This window comes from Ideonella sp. sgz306126, assembly GCF_056032705.1.
The window spans coordinates 175254-197076 of the sequence record NZ_JBVYWP010000004.1; the positions used below are offsets into that span (position 1 = coordinate 175254).

The 21823-nt window shown below is 69.4% G+C and carries 18 protein-coding genes; 14 read left to right on the forward strand and 4 right to left on the reverse strand.

All coding sequences use genetic code 11. The features are described from left to right. Window positions 1-17: 17 nt before the first annotated feature. Window positions 18-527 (forward strand): DsrE family protein, encoded by a 510-nt coding sequence (locus AC0N04_RS13240; protein ID WP_474282377.1) that lies wholly within the window; start codon window positions 18-20, stop codon window positions 525-527. Window positions 528-572: 45 nt separating this feature from the next. On the opposite strand, the gene AC0N04_RS13245 is transcribed toward AC0N04_RS13240, so the two are convergent. Next, entirely contained in the window at window positions 573-1436 is an 864-nt protein-coding gene (locus AC0N04_RS13245; RefSeq protein ID WP_474282379.1) for an amidohydrolase family protein, read from the reverse strand. A 171-nt stretch (window positions 1437-1607) separates the two neighbouring features. On the opposite strand from AC0N04_RS13245, the gene AC0N04_RS13250 reads away from it, so the two are divergent. From AC0N04_RS13250 to greB, 10 genes are all read left to right on the forward strand, one after another. Then, window positions 1608-2417 (forward strand): crotonase/enoyl-CoA hydratase family protein, encoded by an 810-nt coding sequence (locus tag AC0N04_RS13250; RefSeq protein WP_474282381.1) that lies wholly within the window; start codon window positions 1608-1610, stop codon window positions 2415-2417. Beyond that, a complete protein-coding gene (locus AC0N04_RS13255) occupies window positions 2414-4336 on the forward strand; it encodes a feruloyl-CoA synthase (protein WP_474282383.1) in 1923 nt (640 codons plus the stop codon). Before AC0N04_RS13250 ends, AC0N04_RS13255 begins: the two co-directional genes overlap by 4 nt. Before the next feature lie 16 nt (window positions 4337-4352). Next, complete coding sequence (locus AC0N04_RS13260; protein ID WP_474282385.1) at window positions 4353-5117, forward strand: SDR family NAD(P)-dependent oxidoreductase; 765 nt, start codon at window positions 4353-4355, stop codon at window positions 5115-5117. 85 nt (window positions 5118-5202) lie between these two features. Further along, window positions 5203-6342 (forward strand): ABC transporter substrate-binding protein, encoded by a 1140-nt coding sequence (locus AC0N04_RS13265; protein WP_474282387.1) that lies wholly within the window; start codon window positions 5203-5205, stop codon window positions 6340-6342. A 108-nt stretch (window positions 6343-6450) separates the two neighbouring features. Continuing rightward, complete coding sequence (locus tag AC0N04_RS13270) at window positions 6451-7488, forward strand: branched-chain amino acid ABC transporter permease (RefSeq protein WP_474282389.1); 1038 nt, start codon at window positions 6451-6453, stop codon at window positions 7486-7488. Next, the gene (locus AC0N04_RS13275) at window positions 7488-9260 is read left to right on the forward strand and encodes a branched-chain amino acid ABC transporter ATP-binding protein/permease (RefSeq protein ID WP_474282391.1); all 1773 of its coding nucleotides are present in this window, start codon (window positions 7488-7490) and stop codon (window positions 9258-9260) included. Before AC0N04_RS13270 ends, AC0N04_RS13275 begins: the two co-directional genes overlap by 1 nt. Continuing rightward, complete coding sequence (locus AC0N04_RS13280; protein ID WP_474282393.1) at window positions 9261-9989, forward strand: ABC transporter ATP-binding protein; 729 nt, start codon at window positions 9261-9263, stop codon at window positions 9987-9989. It abuts the gene before it with no gap. Window positions 9990-10070: 81 nt separating this feature from the next. After that, window positions 10071-11825, forward strand: coding sequence for an acyl-CoA dehydrogenase family protein (locus AC0N04_RS13285; RefSeq protein WP_474282395.1), 1755 nt, complete (start codon window positions 10071-10073; stop codon window positions 11823-11825). Between the two features lie 8 nt (window positions 11826-11833). Then, entirely contained in the window at window positions 11834-12337 is a 504-nt protein-coding gene (locus AC0N04_RS13290) for a MarR family winged helix-turn-helix transcriptional regulator (RefSeq protein WP_474282397.1), read from the forward strand. A 33-nt stretch (window positions 12338-12370) separates the two neighbouring features. After that, window positions 12371-12931 (forward strand): transcription elongation factor GreB, encoded by a 561-nt coding sequence (gene greB / locus AC0N04_RS13295; protein ID WP_474282399.1) that lies wholly within the window; start codon window positions 12371-12373, stop codon window positions 12929-12931. Between the two features lie 27 nt (window positions 12932-12958). Here the strand turns inward: greB and AC0N04_RS13300 are convergent, their stop codons facing one another. From AC0N04_RS13300 to gmk, 3 genes are all read right to left on the reverse strand, one after another. Further along, window positions 12959-15250 (reverse strand): RelA/SpoT family protein, encoded by a 2292-nt coding sequence (locus AC0N04_RS13300; RefSeq protein WP_474282401.1) that lies wholly within the window; start codon window positions 15248-15250, stop codon window positions 12959-12961. 86 nt (window positions 15251-15336) lie between these two features. Next, window positions 15337-15540 (reverse strand): DNA-directed RNA polymerase subunit omega, encoded by a 204-nt coding sequence (gene rpoZ / locus AC0N04_RS13305; protein WP_474282403.1) that lies wholly within the window; start codon window positions 15538-15540, stop codon window positions 15337-15339. A gap of 33 nt (window positions 15541-15573) precedes the next feature. Further along, a complete protein-coding gene (gmk, locus tag AC0N04_RS13310) occupies window positions 15574-16194 on the reverse strand; it encodes a guanylate kinase (RefSeq protein ID WP_474282405.1) in 621 nt (206 codons plus the stop codon). A gap of 305 nt (window positions 16195-16499) precedes the next feature. On the opposite strand from gmk, the gene AC0N04_RS13315 reads away from it, so the two are divergent. From AC0N04_RS13315 to AC0N04_RS13325, 3 genes are all read left to right on the forward strand, one after another. Continuing rightward, window positions 16500-18749, forward strand: coding sequence for a TonB C-terminal domain-containing protein (locus AC0N04_RS13315; protein WP_474282407.1), 2250 nt, complete (start codon window positions 16500-16502; stop codon window positions 18747-18749). Between the two features lie 350 nt (window positions 18750-19099). After that, window positions 19100-19912 carry a hypothetical protein gene (locus AC0N04_RS13320; protein ID WP_474282409.1) on the forward strand — a complete coding sequence of 271 codons (813 nt, stop codon included), beginning with the start codon at window positions 19100-19102 and terminating at the stop codon, window positions 19910-19912. Between the two features lie 83 nt (window positions 19913-19995). After that, complete coding sequence (locus tag AC0N04_RS13325; RefSeq protein ID WP_474282411.1) at window positions 19996-21819, forward strand: cytochrome c3 family protein; 1824 nt, start codon at window positions 19996-19998, stop codon at window positions 21817-21819. The last annotated feature ends 4 nt before the right edge of the window (window positions 21820-21823 follow it).

Below are 21823 nucleotides of genomic sequence, written 5' to 3' on the forward strand. Positions count from 1 at the left end.
CCAACGAAAGGCCCGCCATGCCACGATCTCTGCGTCAAGGACTTGCAGCGGCCGGCTTGGCCGCTGCCGCTGCCCTCGCCGGCCTGCCCGCTCGCGCCGCCGGCTACGACGACCGCGAGGCGCTGCAGGGCATCAAGGACCTCAAGGTGGCGTTCGACGTCACCGCCGGCGACGCGAAGACGCTGCTGGCTCGGCTCAACATCATCGACGAGACCCGTCGTTCGCTGATCCAGCAAGGCGTGACGCCGCATTTCGTCATCGCATTCCGCGGCCCGGCCACCCGGCTGGTGCAAACCGACCTGTCGAAGATCCGGCCCGAAGACCGGGACACCGCGGCCCAGATCGCGGCCAAGCTGAAGGACATGCGCGAGGCCAAGGGCGTCGACGACGTCGAACAGTGCGCGGTCGCGGTGCGCGAGCAAGGGCTCCGGCCGGAAGACGTGGTGCCGTCCGTGAAAGTGGTCGGCAACGCCTGGATTTCCCTGATGGCCTACCAGAGCCGCGGCTACGCCTACATCGCGCCGTGAACCCGCCGGCCGGGGTGCTCCCGCGGGCGGCGTGAGGTGCCTGGTTTAGGCAAAACCCAGCAAGCGCTTGGCGTTTTCCTTCAGGATCAAGGGCTTGACCTTGTCCTTGAAGCCGGCCTCGTCGAAGTCCTTCATCCAGCGCTCCGGGGTGATCAGCGGATAGTCGCTGCCGAACAGCATGCGGTCCTTCAGCAGCGTGTTGGCGTACTGCACCAGCTGGGCCGGGAAATACTTGGGGCTCCAGCCCGACAGGTCGATCCAGACATTGGGCTTGTGCAGCGCCAGGCTCAGCGCCTCGTCCTGCCAAGGCCAGCTGGGGTGGGCGATGACGATCTGGATGTCGGGGAAATCGATCGCGACGTCTTCCAGCAGCATCGGGTTGCTGTTCTGCAGGCGCAGGCCGCCGCCGCAGCGCATGCCCGAGCCGATGCCCGAGTGGCCCGAGTGGAAGATCGCCGGCAGCTTGTGCTCGGCGATCACCTCGTAGAGCGGCCAGGCCATCCTGTCGTAGGGCAGGAAGCCCTGGACCGTGGGGTGGAACTTGAAGCCCTTGACGCCTTCCTCCTCGATCAGCCGGCGGGCCTCGCGGGCGCCCATCCTGCCCTTGTGCGGGTCGATGCTGGCGAAGGCCACCATCATGTCGCTGTTGGCTCGCGCGGCTTCGCAGATCTCCTCGTTGGGGATGCGGCGGCGGCCCAGCTGGCTCTCGCTGTCCACCGTGAACATCACCAGGCCGATCTTCAAGGCCCGGTAGGTGGCCACGGTCTCGGCGATGGTCGGGCGCCGGTCCGAGCCGAAGTACTTGTCCGCGGCGCGGTCGTATTCCTCGCCGTAGCTGTCGAAGGGGTTGCGGCACGACACCTCGGCGTGGGTGTGGATGTCGATGGCGATCAGGTCGGCGTGGTTCATGGTGGCGCTCCGGGTGGCGGGATATTTAGTTAATTATCAAAACTAAATGGGGGCGACGCAAGCGGTGATCCGCCGATCTTGGGGGAGTTCGGACCGTTGTAGGGGTAAGTACCAGCGCCGAGGGAGGTGGTGATTTAGTTAAATACGATAAGTAAATTGCCCAGGCACACCATGACCACCGAGTTCACCCCTGCCACCGGATTGCTGGCGTCGCTGGATCTGTTGCACGTCGAGCAGGCGGGTCCGATCACGCACCTTCGCCTGAATCGCCCGTCCAAGCGCAATGCCATCAACGATACGCTGGTGGCGCAGCTGCACACGGCTTTCCTGAACCTGCCCGACGCCACCCGGGCCGTGGTGCTGAGCGGCGAGGGCGATCATTTCTGCGCCGGGCTGGACCTGTCGGAGCTGGTGGCGCGCGACATCCACGGCGCGGTGCTGCATTCGCGCGGCTGGCACGCGGCCTTCGACGCGATCCAGTTCGGCAAGGTGCCGGTGATCGCGGTGCTGCACGGCGCGGTGGTCGGCGGCGGGCTGGAACTGGCGGCCTCGTGCCACATCCGGGTGGCCGAGGATTCGGCCTACTTCGGCCTGCCCGAGGGCCAGCGCGGCATCTTCGTGGGCGGTGGCGGCTCGGTCCGCATTCCGCGCCTGATGGGCACCGCCCGCATGACTGACATGATGCTCACCGGCCGGGTCTTCGATGCCGACCAGGGCGAGCGCTACGGCGTGGTCAACTACCGCGTCGCGGCCGGCGAGGGCCTGGCCAAGGGCATCGCGCTGGCCGGCAAGATCGCCGGCAACGCGCCGATGACGGCCTTCGCGGTGATGCATGCGCTGCCGCGCATCGTCGAGATGAGCCCGTCCGAAGGTCTGTTCGCCGAATCGCTGATGGCCGCCGCCGCCAGCAACACCCCCGAAGCCCAGGACCGCCTGCGCGCCTTCCTGGAAGGCCGTGCCGGCAAGGTGGTGAAGGAATGAGCGCCGCCGCCAGCCGGGCTGAGGGCTGCGCTGCCGGCGCGCCGTCTGCGCGCTACCGCCACGCGGAAGTCGGCGGCTGCGTCGACGCGACGCTGGAGACCCGTGCCGACGGCACGCAGATCCTGCGCTCGACCGAGGCGCTGCGCTGGTTCCCCGATCGCCTGACCGACGCGCTGGAGCAGTGGGCCGCCGAGGCGCCGGAGCGCACCTTCGTCGCCAAGCGCGACCCGCGGGCGCCCTGGAACGGCGACTGGCGCCGGCTCGGCTATGCCGAGTTCCTGCAGCGCGTGCAGGCGGTGGGCCAGGCGCTGGTGATGCAGGGCCTGTCGGCGGATCGTCCGCTGGCGATCCTGTCGGACAACGATCTCGAGTACCTGACGCTGGCCTTCGGCGCGATGTGGGTCGGCGTGCCCTATGTGCCGGTGTCGTCGGCCTATTCGCTGATCTCGCAGGATTACGGCAAGCTGCGCCACATCCTGGACACCGTGACGCCGGGCATGGTGTTCGCGTCGTCCGCGGCCTACGCCAAGGCCATCGCCGCGGTCGTGCCGGCCGACGTGCCGGTGGTGCTGACCGAAGGCGCGATCGAAGGCCGAACGGTGTTCAGCGTCGAGCAGTTGCTGGCCACCGTGCCCGGCGCGGCGGCCGCGGCGGCGCATGCGCAGGTCGGCCCGGACACGATCGCCAAATTCCTCTTCACCTCGGGGTCGACCAAGCAGCCCAAGGGCGTGATCAACACCCACCGGATGCTCTGCGCCAACCAGCAGATGATCCACCAGTGCCTGAACTTCCTGGCGGCCGAGCCACCGGTGCTGGTCGACTGGCTGCCGTGGAACCACACCTTCGGCGGCAACCACAACGTCGGCATCGCGCTCTACAACGGCGGCACGCTGTACATCGACGGCGGCAAGCCGACGCCCAAGGGCATGGCCGAGACGCTGCGCAACCTGCGCGAGATCTCGCCCACGGTGTACTTCAACGTGCCCAAGGGCTTCGAGGAAATCGCCACCGCGATGGACACCGACCCGCTGCTGCGCAAGACGCTGTTCGCGCGGGTCAAGGCCTTCATGTTCGCGGGCGCCGGGCTGAGCCAGGCGGTCTGGGACAAGCTCGAGGCGCATGCCGAGGCCGAGGTGGGTGAGCGCATCCGCATCATCACCGGCCTGGGCATGACCGAGACCGCGCCGTCGTGCACCTTCGCCGTCGGCACCGATGTGCGCTCCGGCTGGATCGGCCTGCCGGTGCCGGGCGTGGAGGTCAAGCTGGTGGCCGATCGGTCCGGCGATCCGTACGCCAAGACCGAGATCCGCTTCCGCGGCCCGAACGTGATGCCCGGCTACTGGCGTGCGCCCGGCGAGACCAGTGATGCGTTCGACGAGGAAGGCTTCTACAAGACCGGCGACGCGGTGAAGTTCGTCGACCCCGCGCGTCCGGCGCGCGGCCTGATGTTCGACGGGCGCATCGCCGAGGACTTCAAGCTCTCCACCGGCACCTTCGTCAGCGTCGGTCCGCTGCGCGCCAAGGTCATCGCCGCGGGCGACCCCTGCGTGCAGGATGCGGTGGTGACCGGCCTGAATCGCGACGAACTGGGACTGCTGGTCTTTCCCCGCATGGACGAGGTGCGCAAGCTGGCCGGCGTGCATGCCGGCGTGCCGTTCCCGGACGTGCTGCATCAGCCCAGGGTGCGCGCCTTCTTCCAGGACCTGGCCGACCGCCTCTGGGCCGGCGGCACCGGCAGCGCCAACCGGCCGGCGCGCATGCACGTGCTGGCCGAGCCGCCGGCGATCGACAAGGGCGAGGTGACCGACAAGGGCTCGATCAACCAGCGCGCGGTGCTGGCGGCACGCGGCGCACTGGTCGAGGCCTTGTACGAAGGCGGCGAGAGCGACCCCTTCCTGATCCTGCCGCGCAAGCTTTGACACCAAGGAAGCGACCATGAACATCCAAGGACAAGCGGCGATCGTCACCGGCGGCGGCTCCGGCCTCGGCGAGGCGGTGGCCCGCGAACTGGCCCGCCTGGGCGCCCGCGTCAGCGTGCTGGACGTCAACGAGGACGGCGCACGCCGCGTCGCCGCCGAGATCGGCGGCGTGGCGTTGCGCTGCGACATCTGCGACAGCGCTTCGGTCAACGCCGCGCTGGACGCCGGCGAGGCGGCCCATGGCACGGCCCGCATCGTGATGAACATCGCCGGCATCGGCACCGCCAAACGCATCCTGCAGAAGGACGGCTCGCCGGCGCCGCTGGAAGACTTCGAGCGCGTGGTCCGGGTCAACCTGATCGGCAGCTACAACGTCACGCGGCTGGCCGTGGCCCGCATCGCGAAGCTGGACGGGCTGGAGGACGGCGAACGGGGCGTGGTGGTCAACACCGCCTCGGTCGCCGCGTTCGACGGCCAGGTCGGCCAGGAGGCCTATTCCGCGTCCAAGGGCGGCGTGGTGGGCATGACGCTGCCGCTGGCGCGCGATCTGGCCCAGTTCGGTATCCGCGTCTGCACGATCGCTCCCGGCCTGTTCGCCACCCCGCTGATGCAGACCCTGCCCGAGGCGGTGCAGCAGTCGCTGGCCGATTCCATCCCGTTTCCCAAGCGCTTGGGAAAACCCGGGGAGTTCGCCGCGCTGGCAGCGCATATCGTCACGAACTCGCATCTCAACGGCGAGGTGATCCGGCTCGATGGCGCCTTGCGCATGGCACCGCGCTGAGTCGGCGCGGCGCGCCAGCCGGCCCCAGGCCGGCCTTTCACCCACCCCCACCCCCCGTCCGTCTTACCCCCGCAGGAGACCCCCCATGAATCTGACCCCCCGCGCCGTGTTTGCGGCCATCGCCCTCGGCCTGTCGAGCTCGGCCGCACTGGCCGACATCACGATCGGCATCAGCCTGCCGCTGACCGGGCCGGCCTCGGGCCTGGGCATTCCGATGGCCAACGAGATCAAGCTGTGGCCGAAGGAGATCGCCGGCCAGAAGCTCAACGTCATCGTGCTGGACGACGCCACCGACCCGGCCAAGGGCGTCAACAACGCCAAGCGCTTCGTCAGCGAGGACCATGTCGACGTGATCATGGGCTCGGCGGCCACGCCGGTGGCCATTCCGATCGCCGGCGTGGCCGCCGACGCCAAGACGCTGCAGATGATGCTGTCGCCGGCGGCGCTGCCGGCCGGGCAGGACCATTGGTCGTTCCGCCTGCCGCAGGGCAATGCGGTGATGGCGCACGCGATGATCCAGCACATGAAGAAGCTGGGCGTCAAGACCGTGGGCTTCATCGGCTACTCCGACGCCTACGGCGAAGGCTGGCTGCGCGACTTCCAGGACCAGTCCGCGCAGCTGGGCGGCCCGAAGATCATCGCCGTCGAGCGCTTCGAGCGCAAGGACACCAGCGTCACGGCCCAGGCCCTGAAGCTGGTGGCGGCCAATCCCGACGCGATGCTGATCGTGGCCTCGGGCAGCGGTGCGGCGATGCCCGAACTGGCGGTGCTGGACCGCGGCTACAAGGGCAAGATCTACCAGACCCACGCGGCGGCGACGCGCGACCTGATGCGTGTCGGCGGCAAGGCGATGGACGGCACCTACGTCACCTCGGGCCCGGCGGTGATCCCGGAGCAGCTGCCGGCCAGCCACCCGTCGCGGGCCATCGCCCAGAAGTTCGTCGACCATTACGAGGCGGTCTACGGCAAGGGCAACCGCAACCAGTTCGCCGCCCACGCCTTCGATGCCGAGCTGGTGCTCGAGAAGATCGTGCCGGTGGCGCTGAAGCAGGGCAAACCGGGAACGCCGGCCTTCCGCTCTGCGCTGCGCGATGCGATCGAGAACATGGGTCGCACCGTGGTCTCGCACGGCGTGCTGAACTACACCAAGGACAACCACTGGGGCTACACCACCGACACGCCGGTGATCCTGAAGGTGGTCAACGGCGACTGGAAGGTCGAGTAAGCGCGGCGGCGCCTCCGGCGTCGCGCGCCTGCCGCCTGACAGGAACGGGATCCGCGACCGGCTTGCCCGGCGCAGGATCCTCTTTCGCACTCTGAGGTCGATGTCTCCATGGACTTTTCAATCGCGAGCATCCTCGCGCTCGACGGCGTCACCAACGGTTCCGTCTACGCCTTGCTGGCGCTGGCCACGGTGCTGCTGTTCGCCGTCACCCGCGTGATCTTCATCCCGCAGGGCGAATTCGTCGCCTTCGGCGCGCTGACCCTGGCCATGCTGCAGACCGGCGCCGTGCCCGGCACCGTCTGGCTGCTGCTGATCATGGCAGCGGCGGCGGCGCTGGCCGAACTCGGCCATGGGCTGCGCGCGCGCCGGCCCGGGCTCGCGCTGCTGCGCGGCGCCGTGCGCACGCTGGCCTACCCGGTGGCGATCTCGGCGCTGACGATCTGGGCCGCCCCGCGGCAGTTGCCGCTGGTGGCCCAGGCGGCGCTGACGCTGGCCGTGGTCACGCCGCTGGGCGGGCTGATCTACCGGCTGGCCTTCGAGTCGGTGGCCGACGCGAGCGTGCTGGTGCTGCTGATCATCTCGGTCGGGGTGCACTTTGCGCTGACCGGGCTGGGGCTTTACTTCTTCGGTGCCGAGGGCTACCGCAACCCGGCGTTCTGGGACGAACGCTTCACGGTCGGGCCGCTGATGCTGTCGGGGCAGGCGCTGATCGTGTTCGCGGTCTCGATCGCGCTGATCGTGATGCTGTGGCTGTTCTTCGAGCGCTCGCTGTGGGGCAAGGCCTTGCGCGCCACCGCGGTCAATCGCCTGGGCGCGCGGCTGATGGGCATTTCATCGATCGGCGCCGGGCGCCTGAGCTTCACGATGGCGGCCTTCATCGGCGCGCTCTCGGGCCTGTTGATCGGCCCGACCACGACGATCTTCTACGACTCGGGCTTCCTGATCGGCCTGAAGGGCTTCGTCGCGGCAGTCTTCGGCGGCCTGGCCAGCTACCCGATGGCCCTGGTCGGCGCGCTGGGCGTCGGCCTGCTGGAGAGCTTCGGCTCGTTCTGGGCCAGTTCCTTCAAGGAGGTGATCGTGTTCTCGTCGATTCTGCCGGTGCTGCTGTGGCGCTCCATGCGCGATCCGCACAGCGAGGAGCACTGATGGCCTTGCAGCGACCCCGTTTCCTGCTGCCCGCGTTCGCGGCGGCCATGCTGCTGGTGCCGGCGCTGCCGGTGCCCGATTTCTGGATCACCCAGCTCAACTCGATCGGGCTGTTCGCGATCGTCGCGCTGGGCCTGGTGCTGCTGACCGGCGTGGCCGGGCTGACCAGCTTCGGTCAGGCGGCCTTCGTCGGCGTCGGCGCCTACACCTCGGCCTACCTGACGACGGCGATGAGCGTCTCGCCCTGGCTGGCGCTGTTCGCGGGTCTGGCCCTGGCCCTGGTGGTGGCCTTGCTGCTGGGCGCGCTGACGCTGCGGATGTCCGGCCATTACCTGCCGCTGGCAACGATCTGCTGGGGCCTGGCGCTGAACTACGCGATGGCCAACATGGACTTCCTCGGCAAGTACGACGGCCTGCTGGGCGTGCCGCCGCTGAGCATCGCCGGCGTCAGCCTGGGCAGCGGGCGCAAGATCTACCTGCTGATCTGGCTGATCGCGCTGGGCTCGGCCGTGGCGGTCGGCCGGCTGCTCGATTCGCGGCCCGGCCGTGCCATCCGCGCGCTCAAGAGCGGCAGCACGATGGCCGAGGCGATGGGCATCTCCACCTTCCGCTACAAGATGCTGGCCTTCGTGCTGGCGGCCGAACTGGCCGCGCTGTCGGGCTGGCTGTTCGCGCATTTCCAGCGCACCGTGAACCCGTCGCCGTTCAACCTCGGCAAGGGCATCGAGTTCCTGTTCATGGCGGTGCTGGGCGGGGTCGGCCAGGTGTGGGGCGCCTTCACCGGCGCCGCGGTGGTCAAGCTGGTCGAGGACAAGCTGCAGGTGCTGCTGCCGGTGCTGCTGGGCACCAGCGGCAACTTCGAGACCATCGTTTTCGGGCTGGTGCTGATCGTCGTGCTGAAGTACGCGCCGGACGGCCTGTGGACCTTCGTCCAGGGCTGGCTGCCGGCGCCGCAGCGCGTGCGCGACTGGGGCGACGCGCCGGCCTTGCCCAGCCGTCCCCACCCGGCCCGCGGCGAGCCGCTGCTGGAGGTGCGCAAGGTGCGCAAGCAGTTCGGCGGTCTGGTGGCCGTCAACGACATCAGCTTCTCGATCCACGCCGGCGACATCATGGGCCTGATCGGCCCCAACGGCGCCGGCAAATCCACCACCTTCAACCTGATCTCGGGCGTGCTGGCGATGACCGGCGGTGAGGTGCGCCTGCGTGGCCGCGAGGTGGCCGGCCTGTCGTCGCGCGAGATCGCCCGGCTCGGCCTGAGCCGGACCTTCCAGCACGTCAAGATGATTCCGGAGATGACGGTGCTCGAAAACGTCGCGCTGGGCGGCTACCTGCGCAGCGGCAGCGGTGCGGTGCGGGCCATGCTGCGGCTCGACCGCGACGAGGAGCGCCGCCTGTTCGCCGAGGCCGAGCGCCAGCTGGCGCGCATCGGCATGGCCGACAAGATGTTCGAGCTGGCCGGCAACCTGGCGCTGGGGCCGCAGCGGCTGATGGAGATCGCGCGCGCGCTGTGCACCGATCCGTCGCTGCTGCTGCTCGACGAGCCGGCGGCCGGCCTGCGCCTGAAGGAGAAGCAGGCGCTGGCCGAGGTGCTGAAACAGCTGAAGGCCGAAGGCCTGTCGATCCTGCTGGTCGAACACGACATGGACTTCGTCATGGGCCTGGTCGATCACATCGTGGTGATGGAGTTCGGCACCCGGCTGATGGCCGGCACGCCCGCCGAAGTCCAGGCCAGCCCCGAGGTGCGCGCGGCCTATCTCGGCACGGAGCATTGAATGAGCGAAGCGATTCTTTCCGTCCAGGGCCTGCACGCAGGCTACGGCAAGGCCGAGGTGCTGGCCGGCCTGGACCTGGTGCTGCCGCGCGGCGCCGTGGTGACGGTGATCGGCCCCAACGGCGCCGGCAAGTCGACCCTTCTCAATGCCTTGATGGGGGTGCTGCCGTCGCGCGGCAGCATTCGCTTCGACGGCCAGGAACGCGCCGGCAGCACGCTGGAAGAGCGCGTGATGGCCGGCCTGGCGCTGGTGCCCGAGAAGCGCGAGTTGTTCGGCAGCATGTCGGTGCAGGACAACCTGGTGCTCGGCGGCTTCAAGCCGATGCGCCAGCGGGTGCCGAACTGGCGCAGCACGCTCGACGAGGTCTACGCCTTGTTTCCGCGCCTCAAGGAGCGCTGCAGCCAGCAGGCGGGAACGCTCTCGGGCGGCGAGCGCCAGATGCTGGCGGTCGGACGGGCGCTGATGAGCCGGCCCAAGGTGCTGATGCTGGACGAGCCCAGCCTGGGCCTGGCACCGCTGGTGGTGCGCGAGATCTTTCGCACCATCACCCAGCTGCGCGCCACCGGTGTGAGCATCCTGCTGATCGAGCAAAACGCCCGCGCGGCGCTCGAGGTGGCCGATCACGGCTACGTGCTGGAGACCGGCTCGGTGGCGCTGCAGGGTCCCGCGGCCGAACTGGCCAACGACCCGCGCGTGGTCGAGACCTACCTCGGCGCCAAGAAGCACTGAAACCCGTGCGCCAAGACGGTGTCCGGCGGCGACCGGAGCCGCTGGCGTGTCCGAATCGAATTCTGAGCAGGAGCCTGTTCCATGTGGCACTACGAGCCCCCTTTGCGCGACATGCGCTTCGTGATCGACGAGGTGCTGGCGGCGCCTGACGCCTGGCCCGCCATGGCCGGCTTCGAGGACCTCGACGCCGACATGGCGGCGCAGGTGCTCGCCGAGGCCGGGCGTTTCGCCGCCGAGGTGCTGGCGCCGATCAACTCGGCGGCCGATCTGGAAGGCTGTCACTGGCAGGCCGGCGAGGTACGCACGCCGGCCGGCTACCGCGATGCCTACCAGGCCTTCGTGGCGGGCGGCTGGCCGGCGCTGGCCTGTGATCCGGCCTGCGGCGGCCAGGGCCTGCCCCAGTTGCTGAACGCGGCACTGTACGAAATGCTGGCGGGCGCCAACCATGCCTGGACGATGTACCCCGGCCTGCTGCACGGCGCCTACGAATGCCTGCACGCCCATGCCGACGGTTGGCTGCGCGAGACCGTGCTGCCCAAAGTGACCTCGGGCGAATGGCTGTCCACGATGTGCCTGACCGAGGCCCATGCCGGCAGCGACCTCGGTCTGCTGCGCACCCGGGCCGTGCCGCAGGCCGACGGCACGCATGCGCTGACCGGCAGCAAGATCTTCATCTCGGGCGGTGAGCACGACCTCACCGACAACATCGTCCACCTGGTGCTGGCGCGCCTGCCCGAGGCGCCGGCCGGGACCCGGGGCCTGTCGCTGTTCCTGTGCCCGAAGATCCTGCCCGATGGCCGCCGCAATGCGCTGCGTTGCGACGGCATCGAGAAGAAGATGGGGCTCAAGGGCAGCGCCACCTGCAGCATGGGCTTCGACGGCGCCACCGGTTGGCTGCTCGGCGAACCGCACCGGGGCCTGGCGGCGATGTTCCTGATGATGAATGCGGCACGCCTGCACGTGGGCCTGCAGGGGCTGGGGCACCTGGAGGTGTCGACCCAGAACGCGCTGCGCTACGCGGCGGAGCGGCTGCAGTCGCGCGCGCCGCAGCGGCCGGAGGGCATCGCGGCCGGTCCGGCCGACGCCATCCAGCACCACCCGGCCGTGCGGCGCACCCTGTGGATCCTGCAAGCCCGCACCGAGGCCGCCCGGGTGCTGGCCTACTGGACGGCGCAGGCGCTTGACGAGCACGCCGCCCATCCGGACGCGGCGGTGCGTGCGGCCGCGGGCGAGCGCGCGGCCTTGCTGACGCCGGTGGTCAAGGCCTTGCTGACGGACCTGGGCCACCACGGCGCCGACCAGGCGCTGGGCGTCTGGGGCGGACACGGCTACGTGCACGAATGGGGCATCGAGCAGGTGGTGCGCGACAGCCGGATCGCGATGATCTACGAGGGCACGAACGAGATCCAGGCGATCGACCTGGTGTTGCGCAAGGTGCTGCCCGATGGCGGCGCGAAGCTGTCGGCGCTGCTGGACTGGGCGGCGGCGCAGTGCACCGGCGCCATCGACGCGGCCGCGGTGCGTGCCGACCTGGCGCGGCTGCGGCAGGCGGTGGCGAGCTTGCAGGAGGACGCCCGGGCCGATGCCGAGCTGCCCTACCGCGCCGCCGACGACCTGCTGCATGCGTTGGGCGAGGCCTTGCTGGCCTGCGCCTGGGCGCGCATGGACGCGGTGGCGGCCGCGGCGCTGGCGGCCGGGCAGGGCGATGCGGCGTTCTACCAGCGCAAGCGCGCGCTGGCCCGCGTGCAGCGCGATGCGCTGGGCGGCGAGCTGGACCGCCGTCTGGCCGCCGTCCGCGCGGCGCGTGCCGCGTTGCCGTTTCTGCCCGTCTTATGATCGCGCCGATGGGACATCACGACACCGCCGAATCGGGCGCCAATCCTTCGTCGCCACGGGTCCGCGGGCTGGATCAATCGGGCCTCACCCATCTGGTGGGCTATGCCACGACGCGGGCCGCCGTGGCGCTGAAGAAGTCGTTCAGCAAGCACCTCGGGCCGCTCGACCTGAAGGCGGTGGAGTTCTCGATCCTGGTGCTGGTGGACACCAACGGCGAGGTCAACCAGAAGCAGCTCGGCCAGGCGCTGGACGTGTCGGCACCGAACCTGGCGGTGACGCTGGACCGGATGGTCGAGCGCGGCTGGGTGCGGCGCGAGCGCAGCGAGGCCGACCGCCGCGCGCAGCTGGTCCGCCTGACGGCCGCCGGACAGGCGCTGATCCGCCGCGCGCGCGAGATCGGCAAGACGATGGAAGCCGACGCGCTGAAGGTGCTCTCCGCGGCCGAACAGGCCCTGCTGATCGAATTGCTTCAGCGGGTGGCGCAGGGTCGGCGAAGCCGGGCAGGCGAGTAGCAGCGCGGCCCGGTTCCGCTATGCTGCGCGGCGATGAACAAGGCCTTCACGAAAGAGAGCGACGGCGACGATGACGACGACGCCGCGGCGCTGCCGCCGCTGCCGGCGGGCGGCAAGAACTACATCACGCCGGCTGGCTATGCCGCGCTGCGCGCCGAGCTGCTGCAACTGATCGACGAGGAGCGGCCCAAGGTGGTCGAGATCGTCCACTGGGCGGCGTCGAACGGCGATCGATCCGAAAACGGCGATTACCTCTACGGCAAGAAGCGTCTGCGCGAGATCGACCGCCGCATCCGTTTCCTGACCAAGCGCCTGGACATCGCCGAGCTCGCGGACCCGTCGGCCCACCACGGCAGCGACCAGGTCTTCTTCGGCGCCACCGTGACCTACGCCACCGCCCGCGGCGACGAGCGAACGATCACGATCAAGGGCATCGACGAGGTCGACCACCTGGCTGGCGAGGTGAGCTGGGTCTCGCCGATCGCGCGCGCGCTGCTGAAATCGCGGGTCGGCGACGAGGTGTCGCTGATGACGCCCGGCGGCGCCGAAACCCTGGAGGTGCTGGCGGTGCGCTATCCGGCGCCGGCGGGCTGAGCGCGGGTTCGCCGCGCTTGGGCCCGGTCAGGACTTGACGCGCTGGACCTTCAGCACCGTGCTGTTGCGCTTGAGGGTGCGCAGCACGTCGGCCAGGTGGAGGCGGTCGCGCACGCTGATCAGCAGCTTCATCTCGGCAGTGTCGCCGGGCGGCTCGTCGCCCATGTCGATGTGGGTGATGTCGGCTTCGGCGCTGCTGACGGCCTGCGCGACCTGCGCCAGTGCGCCTTTGCCGTTGCGCACCAGCACCTGGATCGCGGCCTCGAAGGCGCGCACCGGCTCCTCCGCCCATTCGACCTGCATCCAGCGCTCCCGGTCGCGCTCGAACAGGCGCTTGGCGGTCTGGCAATCGGCGCAGTGCACCACCAGGCCCTCGCCGCGCCCCAGGTAGCCGACGATCGCGTCGCCCGGAATCGGACGGCAGCAGGTGGCCAGCGAGATCGACGCGCCCTCGGCTCCGTCGATCACCACCAGGCCCTGGGTGGGCGCCGAGTCGTCGGCGGCATAGCGGCCCAGGCTGAGCGTGACGGCGTCGGGCTTCTGGCCTTGCTCGCGCAGCAGCTGCGCGATGCGCTTGGCGACGATGGTCGCGATCTTCTTGCCCAGCCCGATGTCGACCAGCAGCTCGCCCGGCGTGCGGTTGCCGCTCCAGCGCAGCAGCGTCGGCCAGATCGGACTGCCGACCTCGGCCTCCGGTTCGCGCGGCGGCAGGGCCAGGCCTTCGGCGCGCAAGGCCTGGCTGAGCATCTTCTCGCCCAGCGCCTGCGATTCCTCGTGCTCCAGGTTCTTCAGGTAATGGCGGATCTTGGAGCGCGCCCGGCCGGTGCGGACGAAGTTCAGCCAGGCCGGGTTGGGACGCGCGCCCGGTGCGGTCAGCACCTCCACCACGTCGCCCGAGCGCAGCTCGGCGCGCAACGGTGCCGGCTCGCCGTTGATCTTCACGGCGACGCAGTGGTCACCGACGTCCGAGTGGATCGCGTAGGCGAAGTCGACCGGCGTGGCACCCCGGGGCAGCGCCAGGATCTTGCTCATCGGCGTGAACACGTAGACCGCGTCGGGCACCAGATCGATCTTGACGTGCTCCAGGAACTCGGCCGCATCGCGCGTCTCGTGCTGGATGTCGAGCAGCGACTTCAGCCACAGCGCGCCCAGCCGCTGCGCGACGTCGGCCGCGCTGCCCGCACCCTTCTGGCCGACCTTGTAAAGCCAGTGCGCGGCGATGCCGGCCTCGGCCACCGCGTGCATCTCCTCGGTCCGGATCTGGAACTCGATCGCCGTGCCCAGCGGGCTCACCAGCGTCGTGTGCAGCGACTGGTAGCCGTTCGGCTTGGGGATGGCGATGTAATCCTTGAAGCGTCCGGGCACCGGCTTGTACAGCTGGTGCAGCACGCCCAGCGCGAGGTAGCAGTCGGGCAGGGTGGCGACGACGATGCGGAAGCCGAAGATGTCGTTGACCTGCGCAAAGCCGGCGTGCTTCTCGCGCATCTTGCGGTAGATCGAGTAGACCGTCTTCTCGCGCCCGGAGACCTCCACCTTCATCTTGGCGTGCGCAAAGGCCTTGATCACGTCGTCCTGCACCCGCGAGACGATGTCGCGCCGGTAGCCGCGGGCCCTGGACACCGCCTTCTCCAGTGCGGCATGGCGCCACGGGTTGATGTACGAGAAGGACAGTTCCTGCAGTTCGCGGTAGGTTTGGTTCAGGCCCAGGCGGTGGGCGATTGGTGCGTAGATGTCCAGCGTTTCCCGGGCGATGCGGCTGCGCTTGGCCAGCGCCATCGCACCCATCGTGCGCATGTTGTGCAGCCGGTCGGCAAGCTTGATCAGGATGACGCGGACATCGCGCGACATCGCCAGCAGCATCTTGCGGAAGGATTCGGCCTGGCTCTCCTCGCGGGTCGAGAACTGCAGCTTGTCGAGCTTGGTCAAGCCGTCGACCAGTTCGGCCGTCGGTGCGCCGAAGCGCTCGATCAACTCAGGCTTGGTGATGCCGCAATCCTCCATCGCGTCGTGCATCAGCGCCGCCATGATGGCCTGCGCGTCGAGACGCCAGTCGGCCACCAGGCCGGCCACCGCGATCGGGTGCGTGATGTAGGGCTCGCCGCTGGCGCGGAATTGCCCCAGGTGCGCTTCGTCGGCGAACTTGTAGGCGTCGCGGACCTGCTTCAGGTCGGCCTTGCCGAGGTACGCCAGCTTGTCGGAGAGTTCGGCGAAGGAACTGATCTCGGGCACTTTGGCCTGCGCGCCGCCGGGATGGGCCGGACGCGGCCGTCCCTGCAGCGCGGACGGCAGCAACTCGGCGGCGAAGGAACGGATACCCATGGCCCGAATTTAGCCGAGTTCTGTCGCCCTGGAAGCAAAACGGGCGCCTTGCGGCGCCCGTGCGGGGTCGTGTGCGACGGCGACGATCAGGTCGGCACCTTGCGCAGCATCTCGATGCCCACTTCGCCAGCGGCGATCTCGCGCAGCGCGGTCACGCCCGGCTTGTTCTTCGATTCGACCTTGGGCGCGTGGCCCTGGCTCAGCATGCGCGCGCGGTAGGTCGCTGCCAGCACCAGCTGGAAGCGGTTCGGGATCTTGGTCAGGCAGTCTTCAACGGTGATGCGGGCCATGGGGATCCTGGTCAGTGTGAAAGGGGCAGCAGCTCAAACGAGATTCAGTGCACTGAACACCGCCGACTTGGCGCGGCGCTGTGCCGCGTACTTCAGCCGCTGCGAATGCACGACGGTTTTCAGATCGAAAAGCGCCGTTTCGAACAAGCTGTTGATTATAACGTAGTCGAAGTGCCGGGCCTGGGCGACCTCCTGGTGCGCATTGACCATGCGCACTGCGATCACCTCGGGGCGGTCTTCCCCGCGGCGCTTGAGGCGCTGTTCGAGCTCGTTCCAGCTCGGCGGCAGGATGAAGATCAGCACCGCGAACGGGAACAGGCGCTTGATCTGCAGCGCTCCCTGCCAGTCGATCTCCAGCACCACGTCCTCGCCCGCCATCAAGCGGGCCTCGATGCCCACGCGCGAGGTGCCGTAGCAGTTGCCGTGGACTTCGGCCCACTCGAAGAATTCGCCGCGCTCGGCCATGGCCTTGAAGTCGTCCAGGCTGACGAACAGGTACTCGCGTCCGTGCTGTTCCTGGCCCCGCGGCGCCCGGGTGGTGTGGGAGATCGACACGCCCAGGTGCGAATCGAGTTCCAGCAAAGCGTTGACGAGGCTGGACTTGCCAGCACCGCTGGGCGCGGCCACGACGAAGAGGTTGCCCGGTGTTTCCATGCGTACGAATCGTTGACGGGTGAGCCCGCCGGAGAGCCGTCGGGTCACCGGAGGTGAGCGGTCGCGGCAGTCTATCAGCGCCACCCCCGGCAGCGCAGCCGACCCGAGCCAAGGCAGGCCGCCGCGGCAACGTTCAGACGCATGGATGTTGCCGGTTGCAAAGGAACACGAGTTCGAGATTGCAGGGCGTCAAGAATGGTCTAGCATCGCCGCGCTGTCCGCGTGACGGGCGTTCGTCCTGGACAGTTCGCTGGCATCGGCTTGCACAGCGCCCCTCTCTTGACCGTACCAACGAGCCCACCTGTTTGAGCGACCCGGATTCCAGATCTTCTACGGCGCGCTTGAACGCGGCAGGGCCGTTTTCCTCGCAGCGAGCCTTGCGCACCGTCCGGCGCAGGCAGGTGCGTCGCCAGCGTGAGCGTCGCCGGGTCGCGCTGGCGGTGACCGTGTCGCTGGCGGCGCATGGCCTGCTGCTGCTCCTGCATTTCGACAGCCAGGGTTGGGGTCTGCCTGGCCTGCAACTGCCCTGGCGGGCACAGCGCACGGGCGAGGCCGATTTGAGCATCGTTCTGGCGCCGGCACCGGCACCGCAGCCGACCGTCCCACCGGCGTCGACAAGAGGGGCGACGGCTCCCCGTACCCACCTGCCGGACACGCGCACCGCACCGCGGCCGCCAGCGCCCAGGGCGCCAGTGAACACCGGTTCGGTCGCGCCGCCGGACCCCCAGCGTGCCGAGCGCATGGAGGCCGCGCTGCAGGATGCGCGCCAGGCGCTCGCGAAGCAGCAGGCGGCCCAGCAAGCCGTGGCCGAGCAGGCCGCGCAACAAGCAGCCATTCGCCAGGCCGCGGCGCAACGGGCCGCAGCAGCCGAGCAAGCCGCGCAGCAGGAAGCGGCACGGGTGCTCGAGGCGCAACGGGCTGCGCAGCAGGAAGCAGCGCGCCAGGCGGCCGCGGAGCAGGCCGCGAAGCAGGAAGCGGCGCGGGCGCTCGCGGCGCAGCAAGCAGTGCAGCAAGCAGCCCGACAAGCGGCGCAGCAGGAGGCGGCACGGCAGGCCGAGGCGCAACGGGCCGCGCAGCAGGAAGCAGCGCGCCAGGCGGCTGCGGAGCAGGCCGCGAGACAGGAAGCGGCGAGGGTGCTCGCAGCCCAACAGGCGGCGCAACAAGCAGCCCAGCAAGCGGCGCAGCAGGAGGCGGCGCGGCAGGCCGAGGCGCAACGAGCCGTGCAGCAGGAAGCAGCGCGCCAGGCGGCTGCGGAGCAGGCCGCGAAGCAGGAAGCGGTACGGGTGCTCGCGGCCCAACAAGCGGCTCAACAAGCGGCGCAGTTGGCGCAGCAGCAGGAGGCGGCGCGGCAGGCCGAGGCGCAACGAGCCGTGCAGCAGGAAGCAGCGCGCCAGGCGGCTGCGGAGCAGGCCGCGAAGCAGGAAGCTGCACGGGTGCTCGCGGCCCAACAAGCGGCTCAACAAGCGGCCCAACAAGCGGCGCAGTTGGCGCAGCAGCAGGAGGCGGCACGGCAGGCTGAGGCGCAACGGGCTGCACAGCAGGAGGCAGCGCGCCAGGCGGCTGCGGAGCAGGCCGCGAAGCAGGAGGCAGCGCGCCAGGCGGCTGCGGAGCAGGCCGCGAGACAGGAAGCGGCGCGGGCGCTCGCGGCCCAACAGGCGGCTCAACAAGCGGCGCAGTTGGCGCAGCAGCAGGAGGCGGCACGGCAGGCCGAGGCGCAACGAGCCGCACAGCAGGAAGCAGCACGCCAGGCGGCTGCGGAGCAGGCCGCGAGACAGGAAGCGGCGCGGGCGCTCGCGGCCCAACAAGCGGCTCAACAAGCGGCGCAGTTGGCGCAGCAGCAGGAGGCGGCACGGCAGGCCGAGGCGCAACGGGCTGCACAGCAGGAAGCAGCGCGCCAGGCGGCTGCGGAGCAGGCCGCGAAGCAGGAAGCGGCGAGGGTGCTCGCAGCCCAACAGGCGGCGCAGCAGGCGGCCGCGGAGCAGGCTGCGAAACAGGAAGCGGCACGGGCGCTCGCCGCGCAGCAAGTCGCCCAGTTGGCGGCGCAGCAGGAGGCGGCAAGGCAGGCCGAGGCGCAGCGGGCAGCGCAGCAGGAGGCGGCGCGGCAGGAGGCGGCGCGGCAGGCCGCCGCGCGTTCCGCGCCGCCGCCCGGCGTCACCTTCCCGGCCGTGCGGGCCGCGCCCGAGCCGCCGTCCGAGCGGCGGCATACCTTGTTTGGCCGGACGGATCCGGACGTGGACCTGATGATGTACGCGGAAGGCTGGCGCCAGCGCATCGAGCTGAATGCGGCCCTGGCGGAATTCCACGACGCCCGGTCCCGGCCTCATGTGGATCCGATCGTCACGGTGGCGTTGCGCAGCGACGGCAGCGTCGAGTCGGTGGTGCTGACCCGCTCCAGCGGCGTGCCGGAGATCGACGAGGCGATCCGCCGCATCGTGCAGAAACTGGGCCCGTACAGCCCGTTTCCGCCGGACCTGGCCAGCGACTACGACGTGGTCGAGATTCGCCGCGTGTGGACCCTGGACACCGCGGTTCGGCTGTTCCCCGCGCCACGCTGAGGCGCCGCCACCGCGGCGAGCGGGGAGATGCGCCTCGCGATGGACGTCGTTTCACACTGCTTTACAAAAATATGAATGGAGGTAAACCACTGAAACATCCTGTACTTGCGCCGCGTGGTGCGGGGTTGCTACGCGACAATGGACCGCGGCTTCGATAACGGCACGGCGATGCCGGATCGGGCGGGATGGCATCGCGCTTTCCCGGCTGTCATCCCCCTGTTCTCTGCATGACCCTGGCGTCAGGGCCAAACCCGTATTCAGTGACCTCTGCTTCCTCGTCTCCACCGACTCGCGCCGCCGATGCGCGCCCTGGCCCGCGCGGCCTGCGTCGCGTCCCGCGCGATGTGCTGATGTACCTCACGCTGGCCGCGCTGGTGCTGGGCGCCTGGCGCTTCTCACGTCTGGGCCTGTTCCAGCCGGGCGACCGGGTGGGCTACTGGATCGGCGTCACCGGCGGCGTGATGATGCTGCTGTTGCTGCTGTACCCGATGCGCAAATACCTGCGCTTCATGCGTTCCTGGGGCAAGGTCAAGTGGTGGTTCGTCGTCCACATGATCCTGGGCATCGGCGGTCCCTGGCTGATCCTGATCCATTCCGCGTTCCACCTGCGGTCGGTCAACGCCACCGTGGCGATGGTCAGCATGCTGGTGGTTGCGGGCAGCGGGGTGGTCGGGCGCTTTCTCTACCTGCGCATCCATCGCGGACTGCACGGCGAGCGCAACAACCTGTCCGAACTGCAGCAGCGTGCCGGGCTGGTCGAGGGCGAGATGACCTCGAGCTTCCGCTTCGCCCCCGAGGTCGCGGCGCGCCTGCTGGCCTTCGAGGCGCACGCGCTGGACGGCGGCACGAGCTGGGCCGCCACGCTGAAGCGCTTCGTGTCGCTGCCGGTGCGCCAGTTGATCGTGCAGCGGCAATGCGTGCGCGAACTCGACGCCAAGCTGCTGGCGCTGGCGCGCGAGGGCCGGTGGACGCCCGAGCAGCACAAGCGCCGCGTGCGCCAGGCGCACGCGCTGACCCGCCAGTACCTGCAAGGCGTGGTGCGGGTGGCGCAGTTCACCACCTATGTGCGGCTGTTCGCGCTGTGGCATGTCGCGCACGTGCCCTTCGTGTACCTGCTGGTGATCACGGCCTGCTTCCACGTTTTCGCGGTGCACGCGTACTGACCATGGCAGGCCGCCGATCGCACCCCGTTCCGCAGCGAGCGGCCCGTTGTCGAGAAGCGGCGGGCGGATCTCGCTGGTGGCTGGTGCTGGCCTGGTGGATCGCGATGCTGCTGCCCGGCGCGTTCGCGCAGGCTGAGGGGCTGGAGGCCGCGCTGGCGCCCGGCAAGCTCTCCCAGGCGCATATCAAGCAGGAGGCCGACTGCGAGAAGTGCCACGTCCGGTTCGATCGCAATGCCCAGGACCGCCTGTGCGCCGACTGCCACAAGGACGTCGGGCAGGACTTGCGCAACAAGTCGGGCTTGCACGGCAAGATGAAGCCCCAGGCCTGCCGGACCTGCCACACCGAGCACAAAGGGCGCGACGCGCACATCGCGGCGTTCGACAAGAATCGCTTCGAGCACACCGCCACGAATTTCAATCTGCACGGCGCGCACCAGAGCGTCGAGTGCCAGAAGTGCCACCTGCCGGGCAAGGGCTTCCGCATCGCGGCCCGGGACTGCGTCAGCTGTCACCGCAAGGACGACAAGCACAAGGGCTCGCTGGGCCCGGCCTGCTCCGACTGCCACAGCGACACGAAGTGGAAGGACGTCCGCTTCGACCACAGCACGACCCGCTTCCCGCTCACCGGCAAGCACGGCCCGGTGGCGTGCGCCGATTGCCACAAGGCCGGCGTCCCGTTCAAGGAAGCGCCGCAGGCCTGCGTCGCCTGCCACCGCAAGGACGACAAGCACAAGGCGCATTTCGGCGACAAGTGCGAGACCTGCCATACCGCCGAGGGGTGGAAGAGCGTCAAGTTCAACCACGATGCCGACACCCGCTATGCCCTCGTGGGACGGCACCGTGCGGCGAAATGCGAGAGTTGCCACACCGGCTTCGTCTACCGCGACAAGCTGGCCACCGCCTGCGTCGAATGCCACAAGAAGGACGACAAGCACCAGGGTTCGCTGGGCAAGGACTGCGCCAGCTGCCACACCGAGCGCGGCTGGAAGGAGCAGGTCAGGTTCCAGCACGACAAGTCGGATTTCCCGCTGCGCGGCAAGCATGCGACGACGGAGTGCAAGGCCTGCCACAAGTCGGCGGTCTTCAAGGAAGCGCCGACCGCCTGCGTCGAATGCCACCGCAAGGACGACAAGCACAAGGGTTCGCTCGGCCCGTCCTGCGAGCAGTGCCACGGCCCGGCGGACTGGAAGAAGAGCAGCTTCGACCACGCGAAGTCGCGCTTTCCGCTGCGCGGCAAGCACCAGAAGGCCGAGTGCGGCGACTGCCACAAGACCACGAATTTCAAGGACACCAAGACCGACTGCATCGCCTGCCATCAGAAGGATGACAAGCACGAGGGTCAGGAGGGCACGTCCTGCGCCCAGTGCCACGACGAGCAGGGCTGGAAGCCGGCGCCGCGCTTCGACCACGGCCTGATGCAGTTCCCGCTGCTGGGCAAGCACACCGACGTCAAGTGCAAAGCCTGCCACCTGGGCCTGCGCTTCAAGGATGCGAAGCAGGACTGCGTGGCCTGCCATGTCAAGGACGACAAGCACAAGCAGACGCTGGGCACCGAGTGCGGCCAGTGCCACAACGCGCGGGGTTGGAAGGGCTGGAATTTCGATCACGACCGGCGCACCCATTTCGCGCTCGACGGCAAGCACCAGGGACTCGCCTGTGCGGCCTGCCACACCCAGCCGGTGCAGGGTCCGCCGCGCGTGTCGTCGCAATGCGTGAGTTGCCATGCCAAGGACGACGTTCACGACGGCAGCTATGGCCGCCAGTGCCAGCAGTGCCATCTGACCAGTTCGTTTCACACGCTCAAGTCGACGCTCGAGCGTCGGACGAGCGGCGGCGCTGCTGCGTCTGCGCCCGCGTTGCCGGCGCCGGCCCCGGGGCCGGCCGCCTTGCCAGGATCCAAGCCATGAGGGA

Excerpts from the sequence above, each read along its gene's own strand:
- AC0N04_RS13240 (WP_474282377.1), top strand. The coding sequence starts at position 18 with ATGCCACGATCTCTGCGTCAAGGACTTGCAGCGGCCGGCTTGGCCGCT.
- AC0N04_RS13245 (WP_474282379.1), bottom strand. The coding sequence starts at position 1,436 with ATGAACCACGCCGACCTGATCGCCATCGACATCCACACCCACGCCGAG.
- AC0N04_RS13250 (WP_474282381.1), top strand. The coding sequence starts at position 1,608 with ATGACCACCGAGTTCACCCCTGCCACCGGATTGCTGGCGTCGCTGGAT.
- AC0N04_RS13255 (WP_474282383.1), top strand. The coding sequence starts at position 2,414 with ATGAGCGCCGCCGCCAGCCGGGCTGAGGGCTGCGCTGCCGGCGCGCCG.
- AC0N04_RS13260 (WP_474282385.1), top strand. The coding sequence starts at position 4,353 with ATGAACATCCAAGGACAAGCGGCGATCGTCACCGGCGGCGGCTCCGGC.
- AC0N04_RS13265 (WP_474282387.1), top strand. The coding sequence starts at position 5,203 with ATGAATCTGACCCCCCGCGCCGTGTTTGCGGCCATCGCCCTCGGCCTG.
- AC0N04_RS13270 (WP_474282389.1), top strand. The coding sequence starts at position 6,451 with ATGGACTTTTCAATCGCGAGCATCCTCGCGCTCGACGGCGTCACCAAC.
- AC0N04_RS13275 (WP_474282391.1), top strand. The coding sequence starts at position 7,488 with ATGGCCTTGCAGCGACCCCGTTTCCTGCTGCCCGCGTTCGCGGCGGCC.
- AC0N04_RS13280 (WP_474282393.1), top strand. The coding sequence starts at position 9,261 with ATGAGCGAAGCGATTCTTTCCGTCCAGGGCCTGCACGCAGGCTACGGC.
- AC0N04_RS13285 (WP_474282395.1), top strand. The coding sequence starts at position 10,071 with ATGTGGCACTACGAGCCCCCTTTGCGCGACATGCGCTTCGTGATCGAC.
- AC0N04_RS13290 (WP_474282397.1), top strand. The coding sequence starts at position 11,834 with ATGGGACATCACGACACCGCCGAATCGGGCGCCAATCCTTCGTCGCCA.
- greB (WP_474282399.1), top strand. The coding sequence starts at position 12,371 with ATGAACAAGGCCTTCACGAAAGAGAGCGACGGCGACGATGACGACGAC.
- AC0N04_RS13300 (WP_474282401.1), bottom strand. The coding sequence starts at position 15,250 with ATGGGTATCCGTTCCTTCGCCGCCGAGTTGCTGCCGTCCGCGCTGCAG.
- rpoZ (WP_474282403.1), bottom strand. The coding sequence starts at position 15,540 with ATGGCCCGCATCACCGTTGAAGACTGCCTGACCAAGATCCCGAACCGC.
- gmk (WP_474282405.1), bottom strand. The coding sequence starts at position 16,194 with ATGGAAACACCGGGCAACCTCTTCGTCGTGGCCGCGCCCAGCGGTGCT.
- AC0N04_RS13320 (WP_474282409.1), top strand. The coding sequence starts at position 19,100 with ATGTACCTCACGCTGGCCGCGCTGGTGCTGGGCGCCTGGCGCTTCTCA.